Source organism: Actinomadura rugatobispora, from assembly GCF_042656285.1.
Classification (GTDB): Bacteria; Actinomycetota; Actinomycetes; order Streptosporangiales; family Streptosporangiaceae; genus Spirillospora; species Spirillospora rugatobispora.
In genome coordinates this window covers 61855-73856 of sequence record NZ_JBHSON010000054.1, presented here as the reverse complement: position 1 = coordinate 73856, position 12002 = coordinate 61855, and the positions used below count along the sequence as shown (strand labels likewise).

9 protein-coding genes and 1 pseudogene are annotated in these 12002 nt (G+C 75.7%); 3 read left to right on the top strand and 7 right to left on the bottom strand.

Annotated elements, in window-relative coordinates:
• The 4 genes and pseudogenes from ACFPZN_RS33340 to mraZ all read right to left on the bottom strand — a co-directional run.
• Window positions 1–606 (bottom strand): annotated as a pseudogene (locus ACFPZN_RS33340) (hypothetical protein); the annotation flags it as partial.
• A 34-nt stretch (window positions 607–640) separates the two neighbouring features.
• Window positions 641–1591 (bottom strand): cell division protein FtsL, encoded by a 951-nt coding sequence (gene ftsL, locus ACFPZN_RS33335; RefSeq protein ID WP_378286278.1) that lies wholly within the window; start codon window positions 1589–1591, stop codon window positions 641–643.
• Complete coding sequence (gene rsmH, locus ACFPZN_RS33330) at window positions 1588–2565, bottom strand: 16S rRNA (cytosine(1402)-N(4))-methyltransferase RsmH (protein WP_378286277.1); 978 nt, start codon at window positions 2563–2565, stop codon at window positions 1588–1590. Before rsmH ends, ftsL begins: the two co-directional genes overlap by 4 nt.
• Before the next feature lie 292 nt (window positions 2566–2857).
• Complete coding sequence (gene mraZ / locus ACFPZN_RS33325) at window positions 2858–3289, bottom strand: division/cell wall cluster transcriptional repressor MraZ (protein ID WP_378286276.1); 432 nt, start codon at window positions 3287–3289, stop codon at window positions 2858–2860.
• A gap of 628 nt (window positions 3290–3917) precedes the next feature.
• Here mraZ and ACFPZN_RS33320 point away from each other — a divergent pair.
• From ACFPZN_RS33320 to ACFPZN_RS33310, 3 genes are read left to right on the top strand one after another with little or no spacing between them, the layout of a single operon-like run.
• Window positions 3918–4988 carry an AAA family ATPase gene (locus tag ACFPZN_RS33320; protein WP_378286275.1) on the top strand — a complete coding sequence of 357 codons (1071 nt, stop codon included), beginning with the start codon at window positions 3918–3920 and terminating at the stop codon, window positions 4986–4988.
• Between the two features lie 3 nt (window positions 4989–4991).
• Window positions 4992–6344: a DUF58 domain-containing protein gene (locus tag ACFPZN_RS33315; RefSeq protein ID WP_378286274.1), complete on the top strand. Its 1353-nt coding sequence runs from the start codon at window positions 4992–4994 to the stop codon at window positions 6342–6344.
• Window positions 6341–8908 carry a transglutaminase TgpA family protein gene (locus tag ACFPZN_RS33310; protein WP_378286273.1) on the top strand — a complete coding sequence of 856 codons (2568 nt, stop codon included), beginning with the start codon at window positions 6341–6343 and terminating at the stop codon, window positions 8906–8908. Before ACFPZN_RS33315 ends, ACFPZN_RS33310 begins: the two co-directional genes overlap by 4 nt.
• A 242-nt stretch (window positions 8909–9150) precedes the next feature.
• On the opposite strand, the gene ACFPZN_RS33305 is transcribed toward ACFPZN_RS33310, so the two are convergent.
• The 3 genes from ACFPZN_RS33305 to ACFPZN_RS33295 form a co-directional block, all read right to left on the bottom strand.
• Window positions 9151–9603 carry a DUF3040 domain-containing protein gene (locus tag ACFPZN_RS33305; protein ID WP_378286271.1) on the bottom strand — a complete coding sequence of 151 codons (453 nt, stop codon included), beginning with the start codon at window positions 9601–9603 and terminating at the stop codon, window positions 9151–9153.
• A 147-nt stretch (window positions 9604–9750) separates the two neighbouring features.
• A complete protein-coding gene (locus tag ACFPZN_RS33300) occupies window positions 9751–11016 on the bottom strand; it encodes a DNA polymerase IV (protein ID WP_378286270.1) in 1266 nt (421 codons plus the stop codon).
• Window positions 11017–11200: 184 nt separating this feature from the next.
• The gene (locus tag ACFPZN_RS33295) at window positions 11201–11962 is read right to left on the bottom strand and encodes a methyltransferase domain-containing protein (RefSeq protein WP_378286282.1); all 762 of its coding nucleotides are present in this window, start codon (window positions 11960–11962) and stop codon (window positions 11201–11203) included.
• Window positions 11963–12002 lie beyond the last annotated feature (40 nt).

The following is a 12002-nucleotide window of genomic DNA, read 5'->3' as shown; positions in this document are numbered from 1 at the left end:
GGGCCGTTTCGGGCGCTTCGGGCCGTCCGCGCGGGTGCGGCGCGGGGCGGGCGGCCCCGGGTCGGCGAGCGCCGCGCGGCCGGGCGGGCGGTCGGCCCGGCCCGGCTTCGGCCCGCCCGGGGCCTTGGCCGCGCCGGTGGCGCCTCTGCCCGTTCTGCCCGCCGAAGTCTTGGAGGTCTTGCTCGCGGAGGTCTTGCCCGCGGGAGTCTTGCCCGCCGGGGTCTTGCCCGCCGGGGTCTTGCTCGCGGTCGTCTTGCTCGCGGGAGTCTTGCCCGCGGCGCTCTTCGCGCCCGCGCCCTTCCCGCCCGAGCCGCGGACGGGCGCCTTCTCGTCGGAACGCCGCCTGGCCTGGGCGCTCTTCTTGTCCCCCGCGGCCTTCCCGCCCCCGGACGCGGCAGCACCCTTGCGGGCCGGCCTCCGGGGGCCGGAGCCGCTCGGCGACCGCGGCGGATCGCCCGTCCTGCGCCCGGACGCGCGCGCCGCGCCCGGGCCGCTCCTGCCGTCGCCGGAGTCGTCGTCGCCCCCCTGGCCCCGGGACGGCCGTCCCTTGGCGCCGCGCCCACGGCCGGGCGGCTGTCCCGCCCCGCGTCCCGGCCCCGCCGTCACCCTGTCCCCCGCTCCGTCCCGGTCCGGCCGCCGATCACGGCGTACCGGCCCCCGTTCCCGTGCCGGCGCGCTCGCCCGCCGTAGCGCCGGGCGCCGTGCCCGTCGTCGTCCGCGGCGCGCCCGCGCCGCCGTTCGTGCCGCCGTTCGCGCCGCCGTTCGCGCCGCCGTTCGCGCCGGCGGTGCCGTGCGGGCGGACGGGCTCGGTGCTCATCGCGGGCAGGCCGTCGCCGGGCACCAGGGCGCCCGGGATCCCGACGACCCCGGCCGCGCCCGCGACCGCCGCGGAGGCGTGCGGCACCGGACGCACCGTGCCGCCGATCGGCTGCCCGGTGTCGCCGTCGATGAACGCCAGCCGCGTCGGCCGCTGCATGCCCAGCGCCTCGGCCTTCTGCGCGAGGCGCTCCGGCGACCCCTCGCGGGCGATCTCCTCCTGGAGCGCCTCCTGCTGCTGGCCGAGCAGCTTGTTGCTCTGCTGGAGGCGGGTCAGCGTGAAGGCGTCCTCGGCGAGCACGGTGTTGAGCAGCAGCAGGCTCACCAGGGCACCGCCCATGAGCCCGCAGATCAGCAGCACGAACGGGGTGCGCGGCGGCGCGGCCGGCCGTGCGGCGCGCCGCTCGGGCTCGGCCCTGGCCGCGGTCTCGGCCCGCGCCCCGCCCTTGGCCGGCGCCTTCGTCCTGGACGCGACCGTGCTCGCCGCCTTCACCGCGGCGTCGGCCGACCCCCCGGACCGGCCCTCGGTCGTCCCCTTGGACGGGCTCTTGGACGGGCCCTTCGCCGGAGCCTTCGCCGGGGCCTTGGCCGCCTTCGGCCCCCGCCCCCCGGGTCTGCCACGGCCCGGGGCCTGCGGTTCGGGCGCCGTCGTGGTACCGGGACGCTGCGCGCCCTCGGCCCCCTCGGCGGGGCGCGTGCGGCCCCCGCGGTCGCGGCGGGCCCGGCCCGGGGCCGGTGGCGTGGCGCCCGGCGGGCGCCTGGTCGTGGTCGTCATGTCGCCTCCCGGAGCCGCTCGGCGGCGCGCAGCCGCACCGATCCGGCCCGTGGGTTGGTCGTGGTCTCCTCGCCGGAGGGCAGCTCGGCGCCGCGGGTGAGCAGCCGGAAACGCGGCCGGTGCTCGGGCAGCGGGACGGGCAGCCCCGGCGGGGTGGTGTCGGCCGCCTCGGCGGCGAGGACCCGCTTGGTGATGCGGTCTTCCAGGGAGTGGTAGGACAGCACCACGATCCGGCCGCCGACCGGCAGCGCGCCGAGCGCGGCGGGCAGCGCCCGCCGCCAGATGTCCAGTTCCCCGTTCACTTCGATGCGCAGCGCCTGGAAGGTGCGCTTGGCCGGGTTGCCGCCGGTGCGGCGGGTGGCGGCGGGGATCGAGGTGCGCACCAGGTCGGCCAGCCGCCGGGTCGACTCCAGCGGCTCCTTCGCGCGCTCGCGGACGATCGCGGCGGCGATCCGCTGGGCGAACCGCTCCTCCCCGTACTCGCGCAGGATGCGGGCCAGCTCGGCGGGCGGGTAGGTGTTGACCACCTCGGCCGCCGTCAGGCTCTGGGTGCGGTCCATCCGCATGTCCAGCGGGGCGTCGTAGGAATAGGCGAAGCCGCGCTCCGCCTCGTCCAGCTGGGGCGAGGAGACCCCGAGGTCGAACAGGGCCGCGTCGACGCCCGGCAGCCCGATCCGGTCGAGCACGGCGGGCAGCTCGTCGTAGACGGCGTGCTCGAGCCGCACCCGGTCGCCGAAGCGCGCCAGCCTGCGGGCGGAGCGCTCCAGGGCGGTGGGATCGCGGTCGAGGCCCACCAGGCGCAGGCCGGGATGGGCCTCCAGCATGGCCTCGGCGTGGCCGCCCAGGCCGAGGGTGGCGTCGAGGTAGACGGGCGCGCGGCCGGTGACCTGCACCGCGGGCGCGAGCAGTTCCAGAACGCGACCGAGCATGACCGGTACGTGACCGGCCTCGGCAGCGTGGTCCCCCACGTCCATGCTCACACCCCCTTGTGCTGCCACTACGCTCGCGGACTGCGTGGCATCGTCGGGCCGGAAGCCCCCAGGGCACGGACGCGATCGGCAAGGCTCGGCCGAGCCCCGATCGAAAGGTGCCCCCCGGCGGGCCTCGCCCGGCCAGGTCCCCATCCGCTGCCCGTGAGGAAGATCACCGCGTCACCGCGGGGGGTCGCCGTCTGGCGCCGGGGAAGCTGCGCCAGCTGGCCGGAGAGCGGCTGGAGACCTGGCCGAACGTGGGCCAGTGCCGGTCATCGGACCGACGAGTGAAAGTTCACAGGATCCCGGGCAACACCTCCTCCGAGACATCGGCGAAGGCCTCTTCCTCCTGCTCGAGGTAGGCCTCCCAGGCCGCGGTGTCCCAGATCTCCAGGCGCGTGTTGGCCCCGATGACGGTGCAGTCGCGGGTCAGGCCCGCGTATGTGCGCAACGGCGGCGGGATGGTGACGCGTCCCTGTTTGTCGGGGACCTCGTCGGAGGCGCTGGCGAAGAACACCCGGCTGTAGGCCCGGACGGCCTTCTCGGTGACCGGCGCCGTACGAAGCGCCTCGGTGATGCGCTGGAACTCTGCCATGGGGAAGACGTACAGGCAGCGTTCCTGGCCCTTCGTGATCACCAATCCCCCCGACAGCTCCTCGCGATACTTCGCCGGCAGGAACAGTCGTCCCTTGTCGTCGAGGCGCGGGCCATGGGTGCCAAGAAACAACGGCCCCCACCTCCCGCACCGTGTGGAGCGCTAACGCCCCCCACGGCGCCCCACTCTACTCCACTCTTCCCCACCGTCAACTACGAAAACATCTCTCGCGCGCCGTAACGCGCCGGAAACCTGCAGGTCAGAGGGGGTGGTGCGGAGTGGGGCGCGCGGGGGGCGCCCCGCGCGCCCCGCTCCTTACCACCTTCCGCCGGGCCGCCCTCCGACGCCCTGTCAAGGAACGGTCAGAGGCCGGCGGGCGCCGGCCGCGTACCGTCGCGCGGAACGCACGGGGCGGGAGCGGGCCGGGGTGGAGCGAAATGGAGCGGCCGGCGGGGCTGTGATGGTCATCCGGGTGGAGCACAATGGCTCACGATCGACATGAACATCGCGACAGCGCGGCCCGACGACGTACTGTCATGGGGACAGGCACTCTCGTGGGGAGCACTGTCATCGTTGGGAGCACTGTCATAGGGACAGGCACATTGACCGGGGCGCGTGAACCAGGACGCAGGGCCATGCCGTACCGGGTCGCTGAGGAGGTCCCGCTCCCGCGGGGAGGCCGGAGGCCCCTGGCGCACCGGCGGCCCGCGGCGGGGCCGGCGACGGGAACGAGCGGCCGTTCGGCTGAGGAGGGTTGCTGGTGGCAGTAGGCACGCACGGTGAGTCGTACATGGAGACCGACTCCGCCGTATCCCCGGACCGCGCCCGCCACGGCGGCTCCGGCGCCGCCCCCGGCCGCGGCGGCTCCGGCCCCGACGGGCCCGGGCTGGAGGGCCTCGCCCAGGTCGCCGGCAAGATCCGGAACGCGGTGGAGTCGGTGATCGAGGGCAAGCCCTCGGCGGTGCGGCTCGCGCTGACGGTCCTGCTGGCCGAGGGGCATCTGCTCATCGAGGACGTGCCCGGGGTGGGCAAGACGATGCTGGCCAAGGCGCTGGCCCGGTCGATCGACTGCTCGGTGCGCCGCGTCCAGTTCACCCCCGACCTGCTGCCCAGCGACATCACCGGCGTCAGCGCCTACAACCAGGAGCTGCGCGAGTTCGAGTTCAAGCCGGGCCCGGTCTTCGCCAACATCGTGGTCGGCGACGAGATCAACCGCGCCTCCCCCAAGACGCAGTCGGCGCTGCTGGAGTGCATGGAGGAGCGGCAGGTCACCGTCGACGGCACCACCTACCCGCTGGAGCGCCCGTTCATGGTGATCTCCACGCAGAACCCGGTGGAGATGGAGGGCACCTACCCGCTGCCCGAGGCCCAGCGCGACCGGTTCACCGCCCGCATCTCGATGGGCTACCCCGACCCGGCCGCCGAGCTGGAGATGCTGGACGTGCACGGGCAGTCCTCGCCGCTGGACCGGCTGCGCCCGGTGGCGCACGCCGGCGACGTGCGGGAGCTGATCGAGGTCGTGCGGCGCCAGCATGTGGCGGCGCCGGTCCGGCAGTACGCCATCGACCTGGTCACCGCCACCCGCAGCCACCCCGACCTGCGGCTGGGCGCCTCGCCGCGGGCGACGCTGCACCTGGTGCGGGCGGCCCGCGCGTTCGCGGCGCTCGACGAGCGCGACTACGTGCTGCCCGACGACGTGCAGGAGCTGGCGGTGCCGGTGCTGGCGCACCGGCTGCTGCCGACGGCGGAGGCGCAGGTCGACCGGCGGCGGCCCGAGCACGTGGTGGCCGAGCTGGTCAACCGGCTGCCGGTGCCCGCGCCCAGGACGTGACCCTTGAGGAGAGCGCTGGCCGGCCTCACCACCAGGGGGCGGTCGTTCGTCGCCGCGGGGACCACCGCGATCGTGTGCGCGTTCGTGCTCGGCGAGCGCGATCTGCTGCGGGCCGGGGTGCTGGTGGTGGTCCTGCCGCTGCTGTGCACGCTGGCGGTCTCGCGCACCCGCTACCGGCTGGCCTGCGCGCGGCGGCTCGACCCGGCGCGCCTCCCGGTCGGCCGTGAGTCCCGGGTCGACCTGCGGCTGGAGAACGTGTCGCGGCTGCCCAGCGGGCTGCTGATGGTGGAGGACCAGGTCCCGTTCACGCTGGGCGGGCGGGCCCGGTTCGTGCTCGACCGGATCGAGCCGCAGGGGTCGCGGGAGCTCAGCTACCGGATCCGGTCGGACGTGCGGGGGCGGTTCCGGGTGGGGCCGCTGACCGTGCGGCTGGCCGACCCGTTCGGGATGGTGGAGCTGGTCCGCTCGTTCAGCCTGTCGGACGGGCTGACCGTGACACCCGCGCTGGTGCCGCTGCCGGACGCGCGGCCCGGCGGCGCCTGGGCCGGGGGCGGCGACAGCCTCGCCCGGACGGCCGCGGCGGCGGGCGAGGACGACGTGGCGCCGCGCGAGTACCGGCACGGCGACGACCTGCGGCGGGTGCACTGGCGGTCCACGGCCCGGCACGGCGAGCTGATGGTGCGGCGCGAGGAGCAGCACTGGCAGAGCAGCGGCGCGCTCTTCCTCGACACGCGGCGGGCGGCGTACTGGGGTGAGGGCCCGGCGTCGGCGTTCGAGCAGGCGGTCTCGGTGGCCGCGTCGGTCGGGGTGCACCTGGCGCGGGGCGGGATGGCGCTGCGGCTGGTGACCGACCGGGGCGAGACGCTGCCGCGGGCGGTGTCGTCCGAGGGGTCGTTCGAGGCGGCGCTGCTGGACACGCTCGCGACGGTCCGGACGTCCCGGGGGCGCTCGCTGACGCCGGGCCTGGCCGCGCTGGGCGGCGGGGCCGCCCAGGGCCGGGACGGCGACGGCCTGGTCGTCGCGGTGTTCGGCGCGCTGAGTGCGGAGGAGGCGCAGCGGGTGGCGGCGGCCCGGCGCGGCACCGCGGCCCACATCGCGGTCATCGTCGACGCGCCCCGTCCCGCCGGCGCCCTTCCGGCCGAGGACGGCGGCCCCGACGGCGCCGCGGCGGACGCGTGGGAGGACCCCTGGGCGGACGCGGCCGAGGGCGGCCGCCCCGTCCGCGACGCGCTCGGCGCCTCCGCGGAGGGCACGGCGCGGCTGCTGCGCGCGGGCGGCTGGCAGGTGGCCGTGGTGGAGTCCGCGCTCGACCTGCCCGCGGCCTGGTCCGCGACCGGGAGGACGGCGGCACGGTGAACATCCGGATGACGATCATGGCCGCGCTGGCCACGCTCGCCGGGTCGGTGGGCCTGTACCCGCTGTTCTCCAGCGGCCCCTGGTTCTGGTCGGGGTTCGGCGCGGTGCTCTCGGTGGTGGCGGGCGGGCTGCTGGTGCGGCGGTTCCGCGCGCCCGCGTTCCTCAGCGCCCTGGGCGGGCTGGCCGCGCTGCACGTCTACCTGACCGTGCGGTTCGCCGCGGGCGAGGCGTGGCTGGGGTTCGTCCCGACGCCGTCGTCGCTGGGGCGGCTGGGCGACCTGTTCGGCGAGGGCTGGGAGGCCGCCAACCAGTACGCCGCGCCGGTCCCGCTGGTGCCGGGGATCGCGCTGCTGGCCACGGCCGGGATCGGGCTGGTGGCGGTCGCCGTCGACCTGCTGGCCGCGCGGCTGCGGCGGGTCGCCCCGGCGGGGCTGCCGCTGCTGGCGATGTACAGCGTGCCCGCCGCGGTGCGCGAGGAGAGCATCAACTTCGTGGCGTTCGGGATCGGCGCCATGGGCTACCTGGCGCTGCTGGTGGCCGACTCCCGCGAGCACGTCGTGGGCTGGGGCCGGGTGGTGCTGACCCGGCGCTGGACCGAGGAGGTGCCGCTGGCCGGCGCGCCCGGCGGCCTGGACGCGGGCGCGGGCAAGGAGTCCCGGGGCGGGCGCCGGGAGCGGCCCGACTCCAGCGCGCTGGCCGCCAGCGGGCGCCGGATCGGGACGGCCGCCGTGGCGATCGCGGTGCTGCTCCCACTGGCCGTGCCGGGGATCCGGCCGCACGGCATGTTCGGGATGGGCGCGGGCGGCGGCCGGGGCGGCGGCACCCAGACGGTGACCACACCCGACCCCCTCGTCAGTCTGAAACGCGAGCTGACCAGGCAGGACGACTCGGTGGTGCTGACCTACCGCACCGACGACGAGAGCCCCGACTACCTGCGGCTGTACGCCCTCGACCGGTTCGAGGGCGACCGCTGGACCTACAGCGCGCTGGAGAGCACCGCCCGCGACCGGGTCACCGAGGGGCCGCTGCCCGCCCCGCCGGGGCTGAGCGAGGCCTCCACCAGCCAGGTGAAGACGTCCGTGCGGGTGCAGCGGCGGGTCCGGAACATGACGTTCCTGCCGGTGCCGTACGCGCCGTCCCGGCTGTCGATCGAGGGCGACTGGCGGGTGGACCCCGCCTCGCTGATGATCTACTCGCTGCGCGACTCGGCGAGCGGGCGCTCGTACGAGGTCACCAGCACCCGGGCCGAGCCGACGGCCGAGCAGCTGGCCGGCGGGCGGACCTACCCCAGCGAGATCGTCACCCCCTACACCCGGGTCCCCAAGAGCATCCCGCCGCAGATCCGGCAGCTGGCGCAGAACGTCACCGAGGGCGCCACCACCGCGCACGACCAGGCCGTCCGGCTGCAGCGGTGGTTCACCACCGACGGCGGGTTCCAGTACGACCTGAGCGCTCCCCCGCCGCAGCACGGCAACGACCTGGTCGACTTCCTGGAGCGCAGCAAGCGCGGCTACTGCGAGCAGTACGCCGCGGCGATGGCGCTGCTGGCCAGGATCCTGGGCATCCCGGCGCGGGTGGCGATGGGCTACACCGCGGGCACGCAGACCGAGCCGGGCCAGTGGGTGGTGCGGTCGCGCGACGCGCACGCCTGGCCGGAGCTGTACTTCCCCGGGACGGGCTGGGTGCGGTTCGAGCCGACCCCGGTGGGGGCGGCCGGGCAGGGCACGGCGAGCACGCCCGCGTACACCGACCCGGCGACCGGCGGGGACGGCGCGGCGCAGGAGGAGCAGGAGGCGCCGAGCCCGGAGGAGTCGCCGACCGCGCAGCAGAGCGCCGGGCCGGAGGCGACCGAGCGCAGGCTGCCGCAGGACCAGGGCCCGGCCGGGGCGCCCGCCGAGGAGGAGGACGGCGGCGGCGTGCCGACCGGCTGGCTGGCGGCGGCGCTGCTGGTGCTGATGATCCTGGCGGCGCCGGTGACCGCGCGGCTGCTGGCCCGGCGGCGGCGCTGGGCGGCGATCGTCCCGCGCGAGAAGGCGCCGGACGGCCTCGGCGTCGGCACCCGCCGGAGCGAGGGCGGTCCGCTGCCGGCCGGCCCGGTGGAGGCCGGGCCGCTGCCCGCCGACCCGGTGGACGCCGCGCACGCGGCCTGGGAGGAGATGCGGGCCGACGCCCTGGACCACGGGCTGACCTGGCGGGCCAGCGACACCCCGCGCGCCGCCGCGCGGCGGCTGGGCGAGCTGCTGGAGCTGGACGCCGAGAGCGCGGGCGCGCTGGGCCGGATCGCGCGGGCCGAGGAGCTGGCCCGCTACTCGCGGACGCGCGCGCAGGCCCCGGCCGAGACGCTGCGGGCCGATCTGAAGACGGTGCGGGAGGCGTTCGCGGCGGCCGTGGGCCGCAAGGCCCGGCTGCGGGCGCGCTACCTGCCGCCGTCCAGCATGGCCGCTTTCCGGTCGGCGGGCAGCCGCGCCCTGGAGGCGACCTCGCGGTTCGACCGCGTGACCGCCCGGCTGGACGGCCTCGCCGACCGGATCTCCACGCTCATCCGCACCCGCCGCCGCGGCTGATCGCCCCGCGCTCGCCCCTCACCGGGCCCGCGGGTCGCGCCGGAAGATCAACGCCCCGGCGGTCGCCGGACGGAAACGCGTGAGCCGCATGCGGCGCGAGGTCGCATGCGGCATCGGGGCCGGGCCGATCAGAGCCCGGAGCGCATCAGGGCGCGGCGTCGCCTGCGGAGAGCGGAGCCCTCACGGCCGACGGTGATCGCCCGGCCGGCGGCGCCGGTGGCGCTCGCCGTGCCGGGCAGCGGTCACTCGCCCTCGGTGCGGCGGCGCCAGCGCTCTTCCATCCGGTCCATGAATCCGGGCTTGGACGACTTGTCGCGGCGGCGGGCCGGGCGGCCACCGCCCCCGCCCCCTCCCCCGCTGCCGCCGCCGGCGGGATCGCCCGTGCCGGACGCGGCCGCCTCGGCGCCCACCCCGGTCATGCGCTTCCAGCTGGTCAACGCCCAGACACAACAAACGACCATGAGCAGGAATCCGGTCACGCTCACTGCGATGGTGACCGTGCCCGCGTTCATGACGAGCCCGGTCATCAACGTGGACACGCCCACCACGAACCCGAGGGCGGCCTTGACGATCCGGCGCTTGTAATGCACCTGGGGGTTGGTCGAGCGGACCGCATGAGCGAACTTCGGATCCTCGGCGTACAACGCCTGCTCGATCTGGTCGAGCATGCGTTGCTCGTGCTCAGAGAGCGGCACGGCGCCTCCCAACGACAGCCCCGCGACGGGGTATCCGATGCAGGACGAGAACCTCAACGGTGATATGCCCAGAATACGAGGCGGAACGAGGGGACGAAAGCGAACGGCCAAGCGAGCACCACTTGCGGGTCATCTCTGCGTCCACCGTCATTCCCGTACGTCCCGGTCGTCACCTGCGTCACCGCCGTGCGCGCGCCGGACCAGTGCGGCCGGCCGGACGGCTCCGCTGCCGAACCGGTGCGCGACCTGGTCCATCGCGCGCTCGGCCTCTCTCCAGCCGGTTTCCGGTTCGTCGAAGGCCAGCTGGCGGGGGGCCTGATCGGAGGGGCCCAGATTCTCCACCCGGACACCCACCAACCGGAGTCGTACCCGCTCCAGACCGGCGGCCTCGTAGAGCTCGCAGGCTGTGACATAGATCACACGGGCGAGATCGGTGGGCTCGCGCAGCGTGCGCGCCCGCGTGATCGTCTTGAAGTTCGCCATTCTCAGTTTGACGCTCACGGTGCGTCCGGCGTTCCCACTGGCGCGCAGCCGGGCGCCGACCCTCTCGGCCAGCCGCAGCAGCTCCCGGCGGATGATCTCCGGGTCGTCGATGTCGGTGTCGAAGGTCTCCTCGGCGCCGATGCTCTTGTCGGGCGTGTGCGGCACCACGGCGCGCGGGTCGCGGCCCCACGACAGCTCGTGCAGATGGTTCCCCAGCGCGTTGCCCAGCTCCCGCTGGAGCGTCGCCAGGGACACCTGGGCGAGCTGCCCCACCGTCCGCAGGCCCAGGCGCGTCAGCGCCTCCTCAGTGCGCTCCCCGACGCCCCACAGCGCGGCCACGGGCAGCGGGTGGAGGAACTCCTCGATCCCGTCCGCGGGCACCACCAGCAGCCCGTCGGGCTTGCACCGGGTGGAGGCCAGCTTGGCGACGAACTTGGTGGACGCCACGCCCACCGAGCACGTGATGCCCTGCTGCTCGCGGACCTGCTCGCGGACCATCCGCGCCACCTCGGCGGGACGGCCCAGGCGGCGCCGCGCCCCGGCCACGTCCAGGAACGCCTCGTCCAGCGACAGCGGCTCCACCAGCGGGGTGAGGCTGCGGAAGATCTCGAACACGGCGGCCGACACCGCCGAGTAGCGCTCGTGCCGGGGCGGCAGCACCACCGCCTGGGGGCACAGCCGCCGCGCCCGGGTCATCGGCATCGCCGAGTGCACGCCGTACTCGCGGGCCTCGTAGGAGGCCGCCGACACCACCCCGCGCGCCCCCACCCCGCCGACGATCACCGGACGGCCGACCAGCTCGGGACGCTCCAGCAGCTCGACGCTGACGAAGAAGGCGTCCATGTCGACGTGCAGGATCGGGCACCCGGAATCATCGCCCGGCGGCCCAGGCACCGGCCCAGGACGATGCAGTTGCTGCTTCCTACTCATTGCGGCGCCTTGGCGTCGGGCCTGGGAGGCCCTCCTTCGGCGGCGCCGCGTGCGATTGCTGCATCGCTCCGACTCGCCTTGCGGCTCGCTGCGCGATCAGGTTCTCGCAAGCTCGAACCTGGCTTCGCTCGCAATCGCAACGGTCGAGGTCACCGGTGGCTGAGCCGGGGCAGGGGCGCCGCATTTAAACGCGGTCCGCTACTACGTGGAGTTGGGTGGCGAGTTCACGCAGGACCGGGTGGACGGCGGCCACGGCCTCCAGGGCGATCAGCGACTCGGCGGCGTCCTGCTCGGCGTCCAGCAGCCCGTTGGGCACCAGATCGGCGAAGATCCGCACGCCCTGCAGCGCGCCGACCCGCAGCCCGGCGTTCTCCACCAGCGCCGACAGCGACTGGCGGGTGAACCGGCGCGGGATGCGGTCGTGCTCGCCCCAGTGGCCGGACGGGTCGGTCAGCGCCCGCCGCGCGTCGTCGAAGTGGCCGGCCACCGCGCGGTGCAGGGCCGCGGCGATCTGGCCCGCGACCAGCACGCTGACCGAGCCGCCGTGGCGGACGGTGCCGGTCAGCGCGGCCATCACCGCCGCCGGGTCCTCGACGTACTCCAGCACGCTGTGGCACAGCACCAGGTCGGCGGCGTCCGTGCCGACCAGGTCGGGCAGGTCGACGGCGTCGCCCTGCACGGCCCGTACCGTGACGCCCGCCTCGTCGGCGCGGCGCTCCAGGGCGGCCAGCGCGTCCAGGCTGGAGTCGACCACGGTGACCCGGTGCCCCAGCTCGGCCAGCGGCACCGCGAAACCGCCGGTGCCGCCGCCGACGTCGACGACGTCGCGGGGGCCCGCGCCGGGGTCGAGGCGGTCGAGCACCTTGCGCAGCGCGTCCCACAGGACGGCGTTGCGCACCCGGCCGCCGCCCCAGGGGCGTCGTCCCGGTCGGGCGGCCACGCCCATTCCCCTGGCGTCGTGCTCCTCAGCCCTCTTCATTGCCCTG